17 protein-coding genes are annotated in these 19,607 nt (G+C 61.7%); 7 read left to right on the plus strand and 10 right to left on the minus strand.

Annotated features, from left to right (window positions below):
- Positions 1 to 89: 89 nt before the first annotated feature.
- Together WB650_RS10020 and WB650_RS10025 are read right to left on the minus strand one after the other, a co-directional pair.
- On the minus strand, positions 90 to 563 hold the full coding sequence (locus WB650_RS10020; RefSeq protein WP_423960309.1) for an RrF2 family transcriptional regulator: 474 nt from the start codon (positions 561 to 563) through the stop codon (positions 90 to 92).
- Between the two features lie 11 nt (positions 564 to 574).
- Complete coding sequence (locus WB650_RS10025) at positions 575 to 1,183, minus strand: riboflavin synthase (protein ID WP_422304760.1); 609 nt, start codon at positions 1,181 to 1,183, stop codon at positions 575 to 577.
- 118 nt (positions 1,184 to 1,301) lie between these two features.
- On the opposite strand from WB650_RS10025, the gene WB650_RS10030 reads away from it, so the two are divergent.
- Positions 1,302 to 2,024, plus strand: coding sequence for an HAD family hydrolase (locus WB650_RS10030; RefSeq protein WP_422304762.1), 723 nt, complete (start codon positions 1,302 to 1,304; stop codon positions 2,022 to 2,024).
- Positions 2,011 to 3,294: an alkyl sulfatase dimerization domain-containing protein gene (locus tag WB650_RS10035; RefSeq protein ID WP_423960310.1), complete on the plus strand. Its 1,284-nt coding sequence runs from the start codon at positions 2,011 to 2,013 to the stop codon at positions 3,292 to 3,294. Before WB650_RS10030 ends, WB650_RS10035 begins: the two co-directional genes overlap by 14 nt.
- Positions 3,295 to 3,537: 243 nt before the next feature.
- Here the strand turns inward: WB650_RS10035 and WB650_RS10040 are convergent, their stop codons facing one another.
- The 6 genes from WB650_RS10040 to WB650_RS10065 are packed head-to-tail and all read right to left on the minus strand — an operon-like array spanning position 3,538 to position 8,759.
- Entirely contained in the window at positions 3,538 to 4,017 is a 480-nt protein-coding gene (locus WB650_RS10040) for an NUDIX hydrolase (RefSeq protein WP_423960312.1), read from the minus strand.
- Positions 4,014 to 5,222 carry an anhydro-N-acetylmuramic acid kinase gene (locus tag WB650_RS10045; RefSeq protein ID WP_423960314.1) on the minus strand — a complete coding sequence of 403 codons (1,209 nt, stop codon included), beginning with the start codon at positions 5,220 to 5,222 and terminating at the stop codon, positions 4,014 to 4,016. Before WB650_RS10045 ends, WB650_RS10040 begins: the two co-directional genes overlap by 4 nt.
- On the minus strand, positions 5,203 to 6,462 hold the full coding sequence (locus tag WB650_RS10050; protein ID WP_423960316.1) for an ABC transporter substrate-binding protein: 1,260 nt from the start codon (positions 6,460 to 6,462) through the stop codon (positions 5,203 to 5,205). The genes WB650_RS10045 and WB650_RS10050 overlap by 20 nt, the downstream gene beginning before the upstream one ends.
- A gap of 4 nt (positions 6,463 to 6,466) precedes the next feature.
- Positions 6,467 to 7,321 (minus strand): MaoC/PaaZ C-terminal domain-containing protein, encoded by an 855-nt coding sequence (locus WB650_RS10055; protein ID WP_422303170.1) that lies wholly within the window; start codon positions 7,319 to 7,321, stop codon positions 6,467 to 6,469.
- A gap of 41 nt (positions 7,322 to 7,362) precedes the next feature.
- Positions 7,363 to 8,475, minus strand: a complete 1,113-nt coding sequence (gene nagA, locus WB650_RS10060; RefSeq protein WP_423960318.1) for an N-acetylglucosamine-6-phosphate deacetylase — start codon at positions 8,473 to 8,475, stop codon at positions 7,363 to 7,365.
- Positions 8,472 to 8,759 (minus strand): hypothetical protein, encoded by a 288-nt coding sequence (locus tag WB650_RS10065; RefSeq protein WP_422303172.1) that lies wholly within the window; start codon positions 8,757 to 8,759, stop codon positions 8,472 to 8,474. Before WB650_RS10065 ends, nagA begins: the two co-directional genes overlap by 4 nt.
- 158 nt (positions 8,760 to 8,917) lie before the next feature.
- Here WB650_RS10065 and WB650_RS10070 point away from each other — a divergent pair, with 158 nt between their 5' ends.
- Entirely contained in the window at positions 8,918 to 9,838 is a 921-nt protein-coding gene (locus tag WB650_RS10070; protein WP_422303173.1) for a hypothetical protein, read from the plus strand.
- A gap of 48 nt (positions 9,839 to 9,886) precedes the next feature.
- Here the strand turns inward: WB650_RS10070 and WB650_RS10075 are convergent, their stop codons facing one another.
- On the minus strand, positions 9,887 to 14,659 hold the full coding sequence (locus tag WB650_RS10075; RefSeq protein ID WP_422303174.1) for an NAD-glutamate dehydrogenase domain-containing protein: 4,773 nt from the start codon (positions 14,657 to 14,659) through the stop codon (positions 9,887 to 9,889).
- Positions 14,660 to 14,765: 106 nt separating this feature from the next.
- On the opposite strand from WB650_RS10075, the gene WB650_RS10080 reads away from it, so the two are divergent.
- Both WB650_RS10080 and WB650_RS10085 read left to right on the plus strand, forming a co-directional pair.
- Positions 14,766 to 16,016, plus strand: a complete 1,251-nt coding sequence (locus WB650_RS10080; RefSeq protein ID WP_422303175.1) for a class I SAM-dependent RNA methyltransferase — start codon at positions 14,766 to 14,768, stop codon at positions 16,014 to 16,016.
- A 71-nt stretch (positions 16,017 to 16,087) separates the two neighbouring features.
- Complete coding sequence (locus tag WB650_RS10085) at positions 16,088 to 16,339, plus strand: hypothetical protein (RefSeq protein ID WP_304819693.1); 252 nt, start codon at positions 16,088 to 16,090, stop codon at positions 16,337 to 16,339.
- A gap of 15 nt (positions 16,340 to 16,354) precedes the next feature.
- On the opposite strand, the gene WB650_RS10090 is transcribed toward WB650_RS10085, so the two are convergent.
- Positions 16,355 to 16,786, minus strand: a complete 432-nt coding sequence (locus tag WB650_RS10090) for a Rieske (2Fe-2S) protein (RefSeq protein WP_422303176.1) — start codon at positions 16,784 to 16,786, stop codon at positions 16,355 to 16,357.
- 126 nt (positions 16,787 to 16,912) lie between these two features.
- Here WB650_RS10090 and amrB point away from each other — a divergent pair, with 126 nt between their 5' ends.
- A complete protein-coding gene (gene amrB / locus WB650_RS10095) occupies positions 16,913 to 18,139 on the plus strand; it encodes an AmmeMemoRadiSam system protein B (RefSeq protein WP_422303177.1) in 1,227 nt (408 codons plus the stop codon).
- Between the two features lie 242 nt (positions 18,140 to 18,381).
- On the plus strand, positions 18,382 to 19,593 hold the full coding sequence (locus tag WB650_RS10100; RefSeq protein WP_423960339.1) for a glycosyltransferase family 4 protein: 1,212 nt from the start codon (positions 18,382 to 18,384) through the stop codon (positions 19,591 to 19,593).
- Positions 19,594 to 19,607 lie beyond the last annotated feature (14 nt).

The following is a 19,607-nucleotide window of genomic DNA, read 5'->3' on the forward strand; positions in this document are numbered from 1 at the left end:
CCTAACCCCTAACCCCTTCCCTCGAGGGAAGGGGAATAATCGCGCGGAGGGTGTTCGCGACGTCGGGGTTCGAGATGTCTTCAATTGGGCTACGCGGGCTGGGACTTCGCGGGCGATATCGAGGGTGCCTCGGGAGGACAGATCGGGAGCGAAGGACGGGACGCCGCGATTTCGGCGAGCGAGGTGTCGGAGAACACTTCCAGCAACACGCGCTGGCCCTTCTCCCACACGCGATACATGCGGCAAGTCGGCTGCAGCGCGCACGAACTGCTACCGTCGGTGCATACGTTGAGAGTGATCGGTCCCTCGACGGCTTCGATGATGTCGCGGAACGTGACGGTGTCGGCCTTGCGCGCGAGCTGGTAGCCGCCGCCCGGACCGCGACGCGCATGGACGAGTCCGCGGCGCATCAGATCGCGGATCACTTTTTCGAGGTAGTACTTCGGAATGTGCTCGCGAGTAGCTATTTCGGTGCCGCGCGCCACGCCCGCCGGATGATCGGCGAGGTAGATCATCGCACGCAATGCGTACTCGATCTTGCGCGGTATCTGCATCAGGCTCATCTGTTCACTGTCTATGCGGGGGTTGCGGCGGCTCGCACCGCCAGAATCTTCTCCACGTATTTCACCAGCATGTCGTTCTCGATGTTGACCGAGTCACCGGCCTGCTTGAAACCGAGCGTGGTCGATCGCAGCGTGTGCGGAATCACCTCGACCGAAAAACTATTGTCCTTGATCGAAAAAATCGTGAGGCTGATGCCGTCGATGCCAACCGAGCCCTTCTCGACCAGGTAGCGCGCTTGCGCGGGCGCCACCTCGAAGCTGAAAAGTTTCGAGTCGCCCTCGGGCTTGATCGACACGACGCGGCCAATGCCGTCAACGTGACCGGACACCAGATGACCGCCCAGCAGCTTGCCGAGCGTGAGGCATCGCTCGAGATTGACGCGGCTGCCGGGTTTAAGATCGCCAAGCCCGGTGCATCGGAGAGTCTCGGCGGAGATGTCCATCGCAAAGCGGCCGGGACTTTTGGAAATCACGGTCAGGCACGCGCCGTTGACGGTGATCGAGTCGCCGATGTTGATTTCGGAAATCGGCAGCGAGGTGTGCACCGAAATTACCGCGCCCTGGTCGGTCGGTTTGAGGCTTTCGACGGTGCCGAGGTCTTCTATAATGCCGGTGAACATCACTTCTCCTGGCGCGTTGCGGAGCGGCGAGAAATCTCCAGAAAAATCATATCTTTTTGAGAGATGGCCGCGCAACTAATGACGAGGAAACCGCGGTGCCCTGCTAAGCTGATGCAGAATGAGTTCCAAGAAAAAACCAAAACTGAAAGCACTACTATTCGACTTTGGCGGCACACTCGCGTTCCTGGATTTCGAATTGCTGGCGCGCGAATTCTCGCGCGAGGGGCGGAAGCTCGATGCGCTCGCGCTCGAGCATGCGGAGTACGCGGGTCGCGAGGCTATAGATCGACATCTGATGAGCCCGGGGAACGGACAGGCCACCTCAGCCGCGTACGAGCATTTTTTTCGCGGCTGGATGACGGCGGCAGGAATTCCTGAGGAGGAGTTTCAGGAATGCGCAACCAGGTTTGGCGCGATACATCGCGAGGCGACGCTGTGGCGCGTGGTGCGGCCGGGAGTTTTTGAGGCGCTGGAGGCGTTCAAGTCGGCGGGCTACAAGCTGGCGATCGTGTCGAATGCGGAGGGGCAGGTCGAAGCCGATGCGAAACGATTCGGGTTGGCGAAGTACTTCGACGTGATTATCGACTCGCATATCGTCGGCGTCGCGAAGCCGGACCCGCGGATCTTTCAGATCGCACTCGAGCGGCTCGGCGTCGGTCCAGACGAAGTGAAATTTACCGGCGACATTTATTCGATCGACGTCGAAGGTGCGCGAGCCGCTGGAATCGAAGCGCGGCTGATCGATCAGCATCGCCGCTATACGTGGGTCGAGCACGAGAAGATCTTGCACATCAGGGAGCTGCACCGGATCGAAGGGAGCGGCAGCTATGGGCGTGATTAGAGATCAATCGGAAAAGATTTTTACCGGCGCGATTACGACTCGGCAGTTTCATCCGTTGCTGCCGACTGGCGAGTATGAGGAAGTTGCTGATGGGGTGATGTTCTATCGCTGGTTTGCGAACGTGACGGCGGCCAAGACCCGCGAAGGGTTGGTGCTGATCGACACGGGCGGCTACTTCAACCAGGACGCCACCGTCAAGCTGATTCGGCAGTTCTCGCCGGAGCGGGTGAACACGGCGATCTACACGCATGGGCACGTCGATCACGCGTGCGGGATGCCGGCGATTGTTGCGGATGCGCAGAGGAACAAGGTCGCTCGCCCGCGCGTCGTGGGGCATCGCGCGGTCGCGGCGCGCTTCGATCGCTACAAGCGAACCGCTGGCTATAACAATGTAGTCAATACGCGGCAGTTCAACCGGCCCGCATCGTGGCCGACTGAGTATGTATATCCGGATACTTACTTCGATAGTCAGTTGAATGTAGTTGCGGGCGACGACAAGTTCGAATGCCATCATGCGCGCGGCGAGACTGACGACCATTGCTGGATTTATATTCCGCAGCGCAAAGTGCTGTGCACCGGCGATTTGATCATCTGGGCGGCGCCCAACGCAGGCAATCCGCAGAAAGCGCAACGCTATGCGCGCGAATGGGCAGAGGCGTTGCGGGTGATGGCACGGCTGGGAGCTGAAGTGCTCGTGCCGGGACATGGCTACCCGGTGTTCGGCGCGATTCGAGTGCGCGCGGTGTTGAACGACACGGCGAACTATCTGCAAAGTTTATACGATCAGACGATTGCGATGATGAATGCGGGCGCGCCGCTCGACGAAGTAATTCATACGGTGAAGCCGCCGGCGAATCTTGCGGAGAAGCCGTGGCTGCAGGCGGTTTACGACGAGCCCGAGTTCATCGTGCGAAACATCTGGCGGCTCGAAGGCGGATGGTACGACGGCATGCCGTCGAATCTGAAACCCGCAACCGACGCCGAGCGGGCGCGGGAGATCGCAGCGCTCGCGGGTGGCGTCGAGGCGGTGATTGCGCGCGCTAACGAGAAACTTGCGGCGGGCGAAGTCATGCTCGCATGTCATCTGGCGGATTGGGCGGTGGCGGCAGCGCCGGATGACAAGTCGGCGCATGAGGTAAGGATGAGAGTGTATGCGGCGCGGGCGGATCGCGAGGAATCGACGATGGCGCATGGGATCTTTCGATCGGCGGTGGTCGAGTCGGCGGCGAAGGCGGGAGTCGCGGCGCCGGAGGATAAGAGGAGCGCGTGAGGGGGATCAAGGGAGAGACCTTATCTAATGTGAAACCCGCGGTGGGTTTCACGCTTCCTTCGGCAGGGCTGAGCCTTGCACCCAGTGTTAAGAAAAAATGATGCGGGACTTCGTCCCTGTTAGAACTGGTTAGGGGAGAGGACAGCGATCCTCTCTCTCCGCGTCCGGTTCCCCTTCCCGTGCGGGAAGGGGTTAGGGGTTAGGTTCTTCGCGTTGTTCGCGATACCAGCCCGTCTGGATTAGTCAGTCCGTCTCTTTTTGGACGATGTGAGTAATCGAAGCGGGTAAAGCAGTCAGGCGGGTTTTTATAAAGGCCGGGAAGAGATTCAAGTTCGCGAGTGCGTCGAGGCGGTGCCATCGGAAGATCAGTGGAGTGCCGTTTTCTTCCTTGCCGTAAAACTCCTGCTCAAGATTCAGCTGAGGGGCTTCGGCCGGCGGCGTCACCAGATAGAAGAAGCCGAGCTCATGATGGGGTTTGCCGTCGAGCGTGTAGAAGTTCTCGGCCACCCAGATCAGGCGATCGATTACCACGGTCAGGCCGGTTTCCTCGCGCATCTCCCGGCGCATCGCGGCGTCGGCGAGCTCGCCGATTTCGACGTGGCCACCGGGGAGGAACCAGGAGGGGTACTGCTCGACGCGGACCAGGAGAACGTGATCGCGGTGAATTGCGATCGCGGCGACGCGAAAATCGAACTGCAAGCCGTTGCGTTCGAAGGCGATCATGCCAGTGGGGCCGGCGGCAGAGTTAGTTTGCCGAGGATGGCGGGGGCGCGCGCGCCGGTGACGCTCGGGATGTTCCCCTGGCGGCCACGCAGCATCTGGAAGCCGAGGATCGCGAATGCGACTGCCTCGACAGCGTCGCCGTCGACGCCTACCTTCTCGGCGGTGATCACTTCGACATCGGGAAGCTCGGCCGCGATCATGCGCATGAGGGTGGGATTTTTCGCGCCGCCACCGGTGACGATCAGCTGATCGACGCGGCCGCGCGGAAAAATGAAGCGGCGGCATGCGTCGGCGATCGAGCGCGCAGTCAACGCGGTGACGGTCGCGAGTAGATCGTGGTCAACGACTCTAATGCTGCGGGCGTCGGCGACGAAGCGATCGAGCAAGTGGGTGCCGAATTCCTCGCGGCCGGTGGATTTTGGCGGGCGGCGACGGAAATAAGGATGTTGCATCATTCTCGCTAGCAGCGGCCGGTTGACGTGGCCGCCTGCCGCGATGCGACCGTTGCGATCCATTCGCAAGCGCCCGCCGGAGATTCGCGATGCGAGCGCATCGATCGTTCCGTTGCCTGGGCCGGTGTCGAACGCGACCAAGTCGGTGTCGCCGAGCCGCGCGCGCGGCGGAATGTAAGTGGCGTTGGCGATGCCGCCGATGTTCAGCACGACGCGGCCGCGCTTCGGATCGGCGAACAGCCAGAGATGAGCGAGCGGTGCGAGAGGAGCGCCCTCGCCGCCGAGCGCAACATCCATCGCGCGGAAGTCGGCGACGACCGGAACGCCGGTGGCCGCGGCGATGATCGCGGACTCGCCGAGTTGCAGTGTGGAGGCGACCTGTCCGCGCGTCGCGCGGCGCGGCGGCAGGTGAAAAAATGTGTGGCCGTGCGATCCGATGAAGGCGACGTCCGACAGCGAAACGCGCGCGCGGCGTGCGACTTCGATTGCGGCGCGTGCAAGCTCGCGGCCGAGGGCGAAGTTGAGCGTGGAAATGGCAGCGGCGCCGATTTTCTCGTCGGCGGAAGCGTCGAGCAGTTCTTTGCGGAAGCGCGCAGGGTACGGGAAAGTCTGAAACGCGATCAATCGCGCGGGCGGACGCGTACGCTCGTCCAGCTCCACGACGGCCGCGCTGATGCCGTCATGCGACGTCCCCGACATCAGCCCGATCGCCTCGAGCTTACCGCGTTGGAGTCTAATCGTGATCGGGCTCATCTTCGTCCACGTCCGGATCGTCAGATTCGCTTTCGCTGTCGTCCAAATCGGCAGGACGAGTTAAACGAAGCGCCTCGAATCCCGCAAGCAACAGTCGCCATCCGGCGGGAAAATCGAGCGAGCCTGAATCGTCGTGCGATTCGGGCACGATGATCACCTTGCGCCCGCGGTGCCATTGCACCAGCAGCATCTGATGACCGAGCTGGCGGCCGGTGACGCGATCGATCGAGAAGTCGCCGAACATCGTGGTGGTGCGCAAATCGGAGAATGCGGCACGGAGCATCGCGTCGTCTAGACGGCCGGCGCTCGCAAGCGCGGCGGCGGTCAGCAGACCTGCGGCGTAGATCTGCGCGGCGGGATAATCGGGAGAATCAACGGCGCCTGCCGCGCGCATTCGGCGCGCAAACTCCGCGGGCGTCGGGCCGAGCGCTGGTTCAATCTCGAAGGAATCCTCCCATTGCGACGGGCCGACGAGTCCGTCGGCAAGTTCGCCCAGGTCCGACGCGAAGCGAGCGACTCCTGCCGCTACGCATCCGAGCACCAGGATGTTGAGCGTGGATTTCGCGACCGCGCGCATCACGGCGACGTCATGCTGATAGCTGCCGGCGCTGGCGAGCGCATCGACGCGGTTGCGTCTGAGGGCTGGAAAGAGCCGCGCGGGAGTGGACTCCGGGTCGAACGCGCCGTTCCATTTTACGCGGACGCGGACGCCTCGGCGGCGAGCTGATCGTTCGTCGGCGGCGCGCTCGAAGCCCGATGCAACCGCGCGTCCGAAAGCAGACTTCGATGCGACGATCGCGACGCGCTTGCGCCACAACTTGAGCTGAGTGAGTAATCGGACGAAGCCGCGCAAATAGTCACTTGCGGGAGTGAGTACTCCGACGATTAGCTTGTAGCCGTGTTCGTATAGTTCATCGCCGGCGCCGCCATGATTCACGAAAAGGCGGCCGGATTGCTCGACGATGGGCGCGGCGATGCGCGCGAGGCGGTTGGAGTAGGGGCCGAAGATGATATCTGCGCGCCGATCTGCACATAGGGAGCGATAGATTTCAGCGCATCGGACGGGATCGCTCGCGTCGTCGTGGCATTCGAGCGCGAACTCACATCGATCGCCGCCGACGCGTAGCGCGCTGGTGGCGTTGGCGTCGGCGATGAACAGTTGAATCGCGCGTTCAGCCTGCCGGCCCATCGGCGCATATTCGCCGGTCAGCGAGAGCGAGAGGCCGATGGTGATTTTCACAAAGTCAGGGTGCGACTTCGGCGATGCCGCCCTTGATGACGGGCTGGCCACCGGGATTGAAAGTCTCGTAGGCGAAAACTTTGCGGCCCTCGCGATCGCCGTCGGTCCATACTTTAGTGGTGATGGTCTGGCCGGGCAGCACAGGGCGGGAGAAGCGGACGCGCAGGCGTTTTAGGCGAGTCGGGTCGCCGGCACATAGCCTGTCGATCGCGACCTTCGAGGTAAACGCCATCGTGCAGAGGCCGTGCACGATGATTCCCGGCAAACCCGCCATCTTTGCGATGTTCTCGTCGACGTGGATCGGATTTGGATCGCCTGAAGCCTCCGCGTAACGGAAGGTCTGATCCTGGTCGATGGTTTGCGCGACCGAGAAGAGCGGAGCACCGCGCTCAGGCTCGACGGGGCGCGGTTCCGAAGATGCAGCGTCGCGGTTGCGAGCGCCTCGAATAAAAATAATGAAGTGCGTCTTCTGAACCGGCTGACCTTTCTGATTGGAAGCCTTGAGTTCAACGGTCATCGTCTCGCCAGTAGACTTGGCATCGATCGAAAGGACCTTTGCGGTCGCGGTGATGACGTCGCCGGGACGAATTGGATGTGGAAACTCCATGTCTTGCTCGCCGTGCACGAGTCGCAGCAGGTCGACGTGCAGATCGGGATCCATCATGGCTTTCATCAGCGCGTCCCACGTGACGGTGACGCCGAACATCGGCGGCGCGACGATACCGCCGGTGCGGGTCGCATCAACGAAGGCGGGGTTGTCGTCGTTATAGGCGCGCGCGTACTTCTGGAGCGCGTCGAGGGTGACGTTGATGGTGACGGCCGGGTACTCGCGGCCGACGCAGGCGGTGTTCAGGGGCATCTGTTGGCTCCGATTTTTTTCAGTGAAAGTCTGCCGGCGACTTAGTTCAGCTCGCGACCGCCGATGAATACTGACTTCAACTGTAGCGCCCGGCTGAGCAGGATTAAATCGGCGCGCGCGCCGATCCGAATGCTGCCGCGATCATTTGCACCGATGACTCTGGCGGGATTGGTAGCGGCCATCACGGCCGCATCGCCGATGCTTACATGAACTGTTTCAACCATGATGCGGACGCCGTCGAGCATCGAGATGATGCTGCCGGCGAGCGTCCCGTCATCGAGACGAGCGGCGCCGTCGCGAATCGTCGCGCGAGCTCGCCCGACAATTTTTTCCGAACTGCTAGTTCCTGCCAGCGCGACTTTGTCGGTTACCAGGATCAGGCCGTCTCTGCCGCGAGCGCCGAACGCGAGCCTCAGCATTGCAGGATGGACGTGGACGCCGTCGGAAATGATCGCGGGGATTGCGCGCGACGGCGCAAGTGCGGCGGCGATGACCCCGGGATCGCGATGGTTCAGCGGGCGCATCGCATTGAACAGATGTGTGAACATCCGCGCGCCGGCGTCGACGCCAGCATTCGCCTCGTCAAGGGTCGCGTTGGTATGGCCGATGGAAACGACCACGTCGCGCGCAGTAAGTCTGCGAATCGCGTCGAGTGCGCCAGGCAACTCGGGCGCGAGCGTGATCAATCGAAGCGCGCGCATCGCGAGCACTCGCTCGAGGGCGTCGCCGCTCGGCTCGAGGTTGAGTGGGGGATGCGCGCCGAGGCGGAGCGGCGAGATGAAAGGACCTTCGAGATGCATCCCGAGGATTGCGGCAAAGTCGGCGGAGTCATCGCGGTTCGAATTTTCAAACGCAGTCGCGGTCGACTCGCTAACCTTCTCGATTTTTTCGATCGGCGCCGTCACGGCAGTTGGCATCCATGCTGTTGTGCCTTCGCGCGCGAGATGACGGCTGAGAGCGGCGAGTGCGTCAGCCGACGCGTTCATCACGTCGATACCGTGCGAGCCATTCACTTGTAGATCGACAAAGCCGGGCAGGATGTGATCGTCGCCGGCGTCATTGACGGCATCGAGCGCGGTGATCCGATCGGCGAACGAGACCTGCCCGCGCACGATCGAGCCGTCGGGCTTTGCGATAAGGCCCGAGAGCTTCAATTCGCGCCGAATCGCTCGGCGAGCAAACGCGAGAAGCGCGGCAGGTACACCAGGTCGAAGGTCTCTTCCTTGCCGGGGAACATCGCAACCGCCGCGCCCTTGAGCGCGAGCACGTGCTCCCATCCGAGCTCGAGGGTCATGTCGTTGTCCTGCGCGATGGTTGCGAAGGTCAGCTCGACCAGGAAGCGCAGCCGGCGAATCATTTTGTTCTCATGCTCGATTTTCGCTGCGCGGTCGTCGTCGGCCATGAGTGCCTTCTCCGTGTGAATCTCGTGAGGTTTCATTATATCATCGAAGCATCGAGTGGTCATCGGCAAAAGCCGCGGGCTTGTTTCGATTGTGTCGGGATGCCAACCTTTACCGCGCAGTGAATCCTGTCCGCCTCAAAAGCAGCTTCATATATCTTGCAAACGCCGTAAACGATCTGCGCGGAAATTGGACATTGCTGGCCGTGGTGCTTGCGCCGCTGCTGCTCGCGGCGTCGTTGTGCTTGCTGCCCGACGCCTTGAATCTGCAATACCGCCTGGCAACGACCTTCGAGCCGGGCTCGCAAAACATCAGCTACACGCAGGTCGATACCGCAAACACGCCGAGCAAGGCCCCGCCGCTGGTGGAGCCGCAACCATACTCGCCGTGGGTCACCAAGACGCTTCACCTCGTGATCGGGCTGGTCACGCTGATGGTGACGCTGGTTACGTTGTGTTCGCTCAAGCGGATCCAGGCGGGAATCCGCGAGCCGACTCTTATCCACGAAGCGATCGAAATTTATCGTCGATCGATTCCGCTTGCGCCCGGATTTATCTGGGTGACGATTCTACAACTGCTCGCGCCGGCGTTGGGGCTGTTCCTGTTCCAGGAGGCGTCGAGTTTTCTACCCGGTTCCGGTTCGCTTGGGGTGTGGGCCTATATCGTGCTGGTGCTGATGATCATGCTCGGCGCGTTGATTTACGCATGGTTGTACTTCGCGCAGTATGCGCTGGTTTTCGACGGCAAGCACAGTTGGCATGCGCTGCTGTTCAGCCGCGATCTGATGCGCAAGCGCTTTTTCAAAGTCGCGACGCGCATCGTCGTGTTTCTCGCGGTCTGGTCGGGATACAACACCTGGGCCGCGGGCGCGTTCGTGGTGGTGAGCCTGCTGTTCGGACCAGTCGGAGTGGTGACGGGCTTTCTCGGAACGACGATCTTTCTTGTCGGTATGGCCGAGATCGCCGTCAACTTCGCGACGACTGCGTTCCTCGTGGCGGCCAGCCTGAGACTATACCAGGACTTGAGGGAGCCGGAGGCAGCGGAGCGCGTCGACTCCGTAGCGCAGGTCGCGATGCAGCCAACAGCTCAACTACCGCAAGCCGCGCTCTCGCGGTAACTGTTCTCCTCTACGCGGTTTGGGAAATGAAGCAATCTCACACATTTGTCATGCGGCCAGGCGGGATAGGGCGCAGATTGTGACCTGGATTGCGGGGAGGCTCGGCGGTTGCAGGGTCTTTAGTTCGTCGAACAGGCGGGCGACTTCTGCGAAGCGGTTGGCGCGGACGCGCTTCAGCTGTTCGATCGATTCATCCACCGTCAGATAGCGATCGTCGGCGATTGCGTCTAGCACCGCGCAGCACATCTTGATGCGCGCGGCGCGAAGTTCGGACGCGAGCTCGTTGGCGGCGCGCCGCTCCCAGCGGTCGTCAGTGCCGACCGATTCAAGTGCCTCTTCTAGCATAGCGAAGTGGAGTTGCGCGCTTAGCTGGAAGTATGCGTGCGCCGCTTTGGTGGATTCGATTTCGCGGGAGAAGCTTAGGCTCAGCACGCTCAGAATGTGATCTGCGAAGGCGAGGCGCGCGAGTCCGTGCGCCAACTCGCCGTCCAGCACGTCAACCCGTAGCTCGCGGTAGAGCCGCTCGAAGCGATCGCGCTCACCACCTGCGAGCATCGTCTCGAACTCACCGCTCAGCGTTTCGAACGCGGGCTTAAAGCGGGTTACTGCGGCGCCGATCGACATGGCCTGTTCCAATTCGCCGAGCGCCCACCCGGTCGCGCTGCGAGATGCGCGTTCGAGTGCGAGAAATGCGCCTAGTTCAGAATCGGCCGCCATCATCGAGCTGTTGCGCTTGAGTTCGGCGGCGCGCTCATGAATCGAAAGCACGTCGGTCGCGATTATCCATGCGCGGACGACGTCCTCGGCCGCGACGCCGCGATCGCGCACGTGGCTGAAGACGAAGGTCGATCCGACCAGATCGACCAGTTCGTTGACGGCGCGAGTCGCGATGAGCTCGTGACGAAGGCGATGAGTGCCGATGTCCGCATGCTCGGCCAGCGAGGGCGGAAAGTACGGCTGGAGAAAACGCCCGACCAGGTACGAATCGTCAACCAGCACCGTGGTCTCGAGGCGCTGGATTAGGTCGATCTTGGTATACGCAGTCGCCAGCGCGAGCTCGGGCCGGGTGAGCCCCGGATAGTGCGCGTGGCGTTCATGGAGTACTTCGCGCGGAGGTATCGCAGGCGCCATGCCGGTCAGGATGCCGCGATCCTCGATGGCCTGAAGATGGTCGCGAAATTCGTTCAAGAGCGTGCGGCTGCGAAGCTGCTCGAGGCTGAGCGACAATACCTGGTCGCGATTATCGGCGATGACACGGTCGGCGACTTCGTCGGCGCATGCGGCGAGCGCTCGGTTGCGGGCATCGAAAGAGAGTTCGCCGCGGGCCACTGCGGGCTCGAGCAGAATCTTCAGATTGACCTCGTGATCCGACATATCGACGCCGGCCGAGTTATCGATCGCGTCAGTGTTGATGCGTCCGCCTTTGAGCGCGTACTCGATGCGCCCCTTTTGAGTGAAGCCGAGATTGCCGCCTTCAACGACAATCTTCGCGCGAAGCTCCGGCCCGGTGATTCGGCACGCGTCGTTGGCGTGGTCGGCGACTTCGGCGTCGGTCTCGGTGGTGGCGCGGACGTAAGTGCCGATGCCGCCGTTGTAGAACAGATCGACCGGCGCGCGCAGGATGCATTGGATCAACGACTCGCCGTCGAGCGCGTCGGCGTCGCATCCGATCGCAGCGCGCGCTTGCGGACTCAACTCGATTCGCTTCTGCCCGCGCCGGAACACACCCCCGCCGGGACTGATGAGCTTGGGATCGTAGTCCGCCCAGCTCGAGCGCGGCAGATCGAACAGGCGCTTGCGTTCGTCGAAGCTGGCCGCGGGGTCGGGATCGGGATCGATGAAGATGTGACGATGGTCGAAGGCTGCTATGAGCTTCAAGTTGCGCGAGCGCAGCAGGCCGTTGCCGAACACGTCGCCCGACATGTCGCCGATGCCGATCATCGTGATGGGCGCGCCGCGATCGGGGTCGCGGCCCATCTCGCGCAGATGCCGGCGCGCAGACTCCCACGCGCCGCGCGCCGTGATCGCCATCTTCTTGTGGTCGTAGCCGTGCTCGCCGCCGGACGCGAACGCGTCGCCCAGCCAGAAGCAGCGCTCGATTGCGATCTGATTGGCGATGTCCGAGAAACTCGCGGTGCCTTTGTCCGCCGCAACGACCAGATACGGACCGTCGTTATCGAGCACCCTGACTCGCGCGGGATGCACCGGGCCGTCGTCGGTAAGATTGTCGGTGAGATCAAGCATCGCGTTCATCAGCGTCTTGTAAGCCTCGACGCCGTCGGTCGCGCCGGTCTGTTGACGAGCGCGCGGCTTCACTATGAAGCCGCCCTTCGCGCCGCGCGGGACGATGATCGCGTTCTTCACGGTCTGCGTCTTCATCAGATCGAGAATCTCGGTGCGGTAATCGTCAGGCCGATCACTGAAGCGAATACCGCCGCGCGCGAGGCGCCCGTGGCGCAGATGGCATCCTTCCATGCGTGGACTGTTCACGTGAATCTCGTAGAGCGGCGCCGTGTCGGGCAGCCTCGTGATGCGCGCGCTCTCGAACTTGAGCGCGATGTAGGGGTCGGGCGACGGCATCGCGCAGAAAAAATTCGTGCGCACGGTCGCTTCCACCAGCGATAGCAGCGCGCGCGCGGTGCGATCGTCAACGATGTTGTCGATCGAGGTGAGCCGAGCGAGAAAGGCTTCGCGCAACTCCGCTACTTTTTCCGGCGTGGCCGGACTGTCGAACGAGAGGCGCGCGGTAAACAGTTCGAACAAAGATCTCGCGAGATCCGGATACAGCAACAGAACGCGTTGCAAGCTGAGCCGCGAGGGCGCAAGGCGCATCTGAAACGCGGCGACGAGATACGCCCGCAGCAGCGCGACCTCGCGCCAGGCGAGGCCCGCAGTCAAAGTGAGCGCGTTGAGGGAATCGTCGGCGGCAAGGCCGTTGCGCACTGCTGCGATCGCATCGGCAATCAGCGCGGCGCCGGGAAATTCCGCGAACGGCCGATGGTCGGGGCCCTGGACCGAAAAAACCTCCAGGTACGCGCGCGTCACCTTGCCGTCGGTGCGAGGGTGAAGCTCATGCGCGTCCTCGGACAACACCTCGATCGCGAAGTTCTGCAACGTCGGCATCAAGTCGGAGAGAATCGGAGCCTCGCCGAGGCCGACAATCCGTATGTCGCTGTGCGCGTCGCCGTCGTGGGTGCCGGATGCGTGAGGTCCGGCCTCGACCATGAAATCGCGGCCGCCGGCGATCAACGTTTCGACGTCTCCGACGTCATCGACCGCGCGCGCCACGTCGATCGCGGCCTGGTAGTCGGGGCTGAACGCACTGGCCCATCGATCGGCGAGCAAACGTCCACGCTTTGGTCCAAATTTTTTGATCAACTGCTCGCTGAACCGATCGTCCCATCGCCGTGCGAGCTCAGCGATCGCGGTTTCAAGGCTATGGATCACCGAAGTCTTCGGAGGATCGGCAACGAAGCAGAAATGCAGGCGCGCCGTGTAACCTTCGCCGAGCGCCAGATAGAAATAAACCAGTGTGCCGTGGAGCGCCGCGGCCAGAGTGTCCTGGATGCGCCGGCTGAGATCGGCTGAGCCTGCCTCGCGCGGCATCACGACCAGAGCGATCACGTTGCCGTGACGCAAGTCGGGCGCGATGAACAGCCGCACCGTGGCCTCGCTCTTAAGGTCGAGGATCAGCCGCAGTTGCGCGCGCAGTTCGGCGACAGGCGCGCGAAAAAGTTCGTCCTTGGGGAAGCTGTTGAAGGCGGAAACGATTTCCTTGTAGTCGTGCGAGCCCGGCGCTGCGCCCTCGGATGCCAGCACTTCGTTCAGCTTCGCGCGCAGGACCGGAATGTGTTGCGCCTCTTCCGCGTAGGCCTTCGACGTGAACAGCCCGATAAAATTGTCGAACGCGACGACGCGGCCGAAATCGTCTACGCGGCGAATCGAGACACTGTCCATCGGGCGCCGCCGATGTACGTGCGACTCGGCGCGACTCTTGCCGATCACCAGCGGCGGCCCTTCGAAGAAAAGCTTGCGGCGCGCGGGCGACAGTTCCTCGAGCGGGACCGAACTGCGAAATCGCGACTCGTCGTCCTCGCGCATGATGCCGAGCTCAGTGCCGGGATCGAGAACGAATTTGGCGGTGCCGTCCTCGCCGCTCACCAGGTAGCGTCGATAGCCGAGAAACACGAAGCCGCCGTTGATGAGCCATCGCAGAAGGTCGCGGACCTCGATCAGATCGCGCCTGGCCGCGGTCTCCTCGCAAATCTGCAACGCGCGGGAGATCATCGCGTCGAAGTCGCTGGTGGCCTCGTGGACTTCGGTCAGAATCGAGATGACGTCGCGCTCGATTTCACGCGCCTGCTCGGGCGTCGGAATGAGTTCGAGTTCCGCGTGAACGAACGACTCGCCGCGCTCGGTCGATACCGACCGTTCGAAGGTTGCGATCCGGCCCTCCTTGTCGCGAGTGACTTTGATGATTGGATGTAGAATCGTGCGAACGCTCGCGCCGAGGTGATGGAAATATTCGAGCAGGCTGTCGACGATGAACGGGCAATCGGTGGTGACGGTCTCGACGATTGTTAGCGTGTCGTTGTCGTCGCCGGTGACGGTCTCGACCCGCGCGATGACCGGCTCGGTGCGAACCGAAAAGAATTCGAACGCCGACTGCACCAGAGCAAGCCGGCGCTTGGCCGGGACGCGCTCCCGATTGTCGGCGGAGTCGCGCGCGAAAAGCCGCTCGGCAAATGCGGACACGAGCGGAGCCGAATCCGCCGGAAGATTCCTGTCGATTAGTTCGCGAAGTTCAGTCTCGATCGCCAAGGGTAGTCACCGGGTGGGAGTTTGAGATGAAACGGACGGCGCGTGCGCGTGCTTCATTATAAGGCGCGTCGCGCAGATTGCGTAGGGGGGATAAACTTGGATGCCGATGCCGCAGATTGAGATCAGCGCGATGACGTTCGGGCCGTTCGGCGTCGGTCGTCATGACGGCAAGGCAGTGATGGTTCCCGGCGCGGTGGCGGGCGACAAGCTGGAGGTCGAGATAGTTTCAGAGCGCCGCGACTACGCGGTCGCGAAAATTCGCGAGGTCGTCAGCGCGAGCGCCGATCGGCGCGTCGCGCCGTGTCCATACTTGCCGCGATGCGGCGGATGCGACTGGCAGCATATCGACTACAGCGCGCAAGTGCGTTTCAAGGGCGAGGTCGTCGCGCGCGAACTGGGCTATACGCTTGGCCTCGAGATCGATCCGGTCGGACTGGTCGAGCCGGCGCCTGCCGAGTTCGGCTATCGATCAAGGATCCGGCTCAGGGTCGGCGCCAAAGGCGTGCTCGGATTTTACGAGGCGGGCAGCAACACGATCGTCGAGATCGATTCATGCATGGTCGCCGAGGCGGGCATCCGGATGCCTCTGCACCTGGCGCGATCGCTCGGCAAGCGCGTCGAAGAGATCGAGGTGGTGCGCGACAACGCGCGAGAGGTGCAGGTTGCACATCTTAAGAAGCCGGTGTCCGACGAGGACCTACGGCGTGCGCAGAACGTGCTCGAGGCAGACAGCGAGATCGCGGGAATCGTGCTGCGCGCGGGCACGAGTCGGGCGACGGTCGGCAATACCGCAATTTCAATTGAACTCGAACCCGAACTTTCGATCGACGTCGACGCCGATCTTTTCAGCCAGGTGAATCGCGCGCAGAACCAGAAGCTGGTCGCGAGCGTGATGGAAATGGCGGCGATTCACGAGTCGTCGCCGGTGCTCGATCTGTTTTGTGGAGCTGGAAACTTCAGCCTGCCCGCATCGCGACGCGGTGCGCGAGTGACGGGCGTCGATGATGATGCGGGCGCAATCGCGGCGGCGGCGCGCAATGCGGAGCGCCTGAAATTTCGCGCCGCACAATTCATCGCGATGAAAGCGTCGGCGACCGCGGATTTTCTGCATCGAGCGCGCTATCGCCCCGAGGTCATCATTCTCGATCCACCGCGCACCGGCGCGCTGGATCTGATGGAACCGATCGTCAAACTGCGCGCGCCCGCTGTCATTTACGTATCGTGCGACGTGACGACGCTCGCGCGGGATTTGCGCGTGCTAGCGGGAGCGGGCTACAAAATCAATCGCGTGCGCGGATTCGATTTTTTTCCCAACACGCATCATGTGGAGATCGCAGTGCACGCGCTATTGACTTAGATCGCAGGGCATTCTTAGAGTAATTGAGCGGTCGATTCCCGCATCCTCCCGCCAGAGGGTTGATCAAAGAGATGCCCAAGCAGGAAAAGGAAAAGCTCCCGAGGCCGAAGATTACGATTATCCCGGGCCGCGGGGTCGCGCAGACGATTAATTATTTGCTTGAGGACCGGGACGACCTCGAATGGATCATCGCGGTCGGGCGCACGAAGAACGGCGAGCTGTTCTTCTACGACACCGGCGGCGACATCGTCGAGGACCTCGGCACGCTCGAGTACCTCAAGGCGCGTATCGTGCGCGCTCACTTCGGCGACGAGTACGAATAAACCGTAGTCGCTTTCTCAGTCTTCGAACTCTTCCTGCGGTGGCCGCGCGTAGATGACTCCGTCCTCTATTTCGGTCATCACCCGGTAGAGATATTTGCCGCATGCAGTCGGCGGTCCCGCGATACATTCGCCGCTCGCCGGTTCATAGTAGGCGTTGTGCGTCTGGCACATCAGGTACCGCCCGTCTTCCGCGAAAAACTGATTGTCCACCCAGTCCATCGCCATCGGCACATGCCGGCATCGATTGACGTAGGCGTGGAACTCGCCGCCGAAGTTGATCAGAAAACATTCCTCGTCGGCGCCGCGAATCGGCAGCATGAACTTCAGCGACTCGCCCGGCGCGAGCGAATCGGTGCGCGCGACTCTGTAGCGAGCGCGCGTGGGCGCGTCCTTGCGTCTCGAACGCGATCCGGTCAGAGCAGCGCGGCGTCGATGTTGGTCGGACATTCTATATGGACGGACTTTCGGGCGCGGAATTCCTGTCAGCTTGCCGCAGTTTGTCAAAGCTCATAGCATCTGTAAACGCGGCGTTAGTTCCAGGCCGCTGACGACTTTTAAGATTTATATTTCGTGATGGAATACCCAAAGATTCGCGCCGTCGAGGCTTTCCCCGTCGAGCAGCAGGATCAGACGCTGATCTGTCTGCGCGACCCGAGCGGGCTGGCGCCCGAGCCGATCATGCTCGGGATGGGCGCGTACTTCATCGTCACGTTGTTCGACGGCCGGATGTCGCTGAAGGACATCCAGGCCGCGTTTGCGAAGCGCTTCGGCGAGATGATTCCGCTCGAGAAGCTCGATGAACTGATCGCGGCGCTCGATCGCGCGTACTATCTCGACTCGCCCGCATTTCACGAGCGCGAGCGGCGGGTGCGCGAAGAATTTCTCGCGAGCCCCGACCGTCCGGCGGCGCTTGCGGGCCTTTGCTACGAGAAGGACCCGGCGAAGCTGCGCCTCGAGTTGGCGGCGTTCTTCGATCCGCCTGAAGGCCCCGGTCGCGTCCCGACGAGGAAAAACTCGGCGTCGCTTGCAGGTCTGATTGCTCCGCATATCGATCCGCGCCGAGGCGCTGCCGCCTATGCGCATGCGTACCACGAGCTGATGTCGCAAGAACTGCCCGAGCTGGTCGTGATCCTTGGAACCTCGCATTACGGCGCCGGTCCCGAATTGTTCAGCGCGACGCGTAAGAACTATGCGACGCCCTTCGGCGCGGTTGAAACTGACGGGGCATTTATCGATCGGCTCGCGGCGCGCTACGACGGCGATCTGTTCGCCGACGAGATGCTGCATCGCGGCGAGCACTCGATCGAATTCCAGGCAGTGTTTCTCGCCTACGCGCTCGGAATACGCGGCTACCAGGTCGTGCCGATCCTGGTCAGCTCATTCCACGAATTGGTCGAGAGCGGCGTCTCTCCCGCGCGCGATTCGCGCGTCGGATCGTTCATCGCGGCGATGAGAGCCGAGCTCGACGCTGAGAATCGCCGGGTGCTAATTCTGGCGGGTGTCGATTTCGCGCACGTTGGCAAGAAATTCGGGGACGAATTCGCCGCCGATCGCGCGGTGGCCGAGCGAGTCCAACGCGAGGATCTCGGACTCATCGAAAATATCAAGCGCGGTGACCCCGATGGCTTCTTCGCCGACATCCTGAAGGATCGCGACGCGCGCCGAATTTGCGGCCTGTCTCCGATGTACACGCAACTCGAGCTGCTGCGCGGCCACAGCGCACGCCTGCTCAAGTACGGAATCGCGATGGAACCGCAGAGCGAGTCGGCGGTATCGTTCGCAAGCCTCGCGATCGACTAGCCCGCCTACCCCTCCTTGCTTTCCTGTCCCGTGCCGGAGACTTACGGAGTTCACACGTTCCTCCCGTATTGTTCAAAGGACTGTCAAACCGCCGCAACGATCTTCCTATAGCGTTATAAGTCAGGGTCTTACTGATCCTTGGACCGGTCGGATGAGTGCTGGGGGTTTTTATGGAAGAACACCGGGTCCGGTGCGGCGACCGTTCTCCTGCGCGTTTCTCAAACCTCGAGGAACGCGACCCTATAGCTCGCGAATTCGAATCTGAGACTCTTGGCAACTTCACTCAGCAGCATATCTGCGTTGTTACTGAGACCTACTCACCCGAAATAAATGGCGTCGCCATAACCCTGTCGCGTCTAGTCAGTGGATTGCGGGCGCGCGGCAATCGGGTCTCTGTGGTCCATCCAAGACAGAGGAACGATATGCTCAACGGTGAATTTGATGACATCCGCGTTCGCGGGCTGCCTCTCCCCGGTTATCACGGATTGCAGTTCGGAGTGCCCGCAGGACGGCTCCTGAAGGAAGCATGGAATCATCACCGTCCCGAGGTGGTGTACGTCGCGACAGAAGGTCCACTCGGATGGTCTGCGGTTCGAGCTGCCCAAGGTATGGGAATTCCCGCAGTAAGTGGCTTCCATACCAACTTTCACTCCTACTGCAAGCACTACGGTATAGGCTGGCTGCAGCACGTCGCACTTCGCTATCTGCGCTGGTTCCACAACCAGACGGAACGGACGCTGGTTTCGAATGAGGAGCTACGAGACCAGCTGAAAGATGTTGGATTCCTCAATGTGGGTATCATTGAGCGTGGCGTGGATAGCCAGTTGTTCACGCCTGAGCGACGATGCACCGAGTTGAGGCGTGAGTGGGGGCTGTCCAAGGACGATCTGGCTCTAATTTATGTAGGCCGCATAGCGCCTGAAAAGAATCTCGCCATGGCCGTCGAAGCGTACCGTGCGATTAAGCGTTTCAACAGCCGAATCAAGTTTGTACTTGTGGGCGACGGACCGCAGCGCCAAAGCCTGCAAAGAGAAAATCCAGATCTGATTTTTACGGGCATGCGAATGGGCGAAGAGCTTGGTAAACACTACGCGTCCGCCGACGTATTTCTCTTCCCGAGCGAAACAGAAACCTTTGGAAACGTAACCCTGGAAGCGATGGCCAGCGGTCTGGCTGTGGTCGCTTACAACTACGCCTGCGCCAAGCTTCATATAACCAATGGCGAGACGGGCGTCCTGGTGAAATTCGGAGACGCGAAGTCCTTTGTCGGCTCAGCTTGCGCGTTGGTGCGGGAACCTCGGGACATTTTACGAATAGGACGGCTAGGACGCCAATACGCGTCCTATCTGGGTTGGGATCGCGTGGTGGAGAGGTTTGAATCTCTGCTGCTGAATACTGGCAGGCAAGGTCGCGGGGCGGCGGCTTCTCCGCTGAGGCGAAGGCTGGCCACTTAGCTTGTTGAGGAGCA

The organism is Binatus sp. (SeqCode), from assembly GCF_049584895.1.
Classification (GTDB): Bacteria; Desulfobacterota; Binatia; order Binatales; family Binataceae; genus Binatus.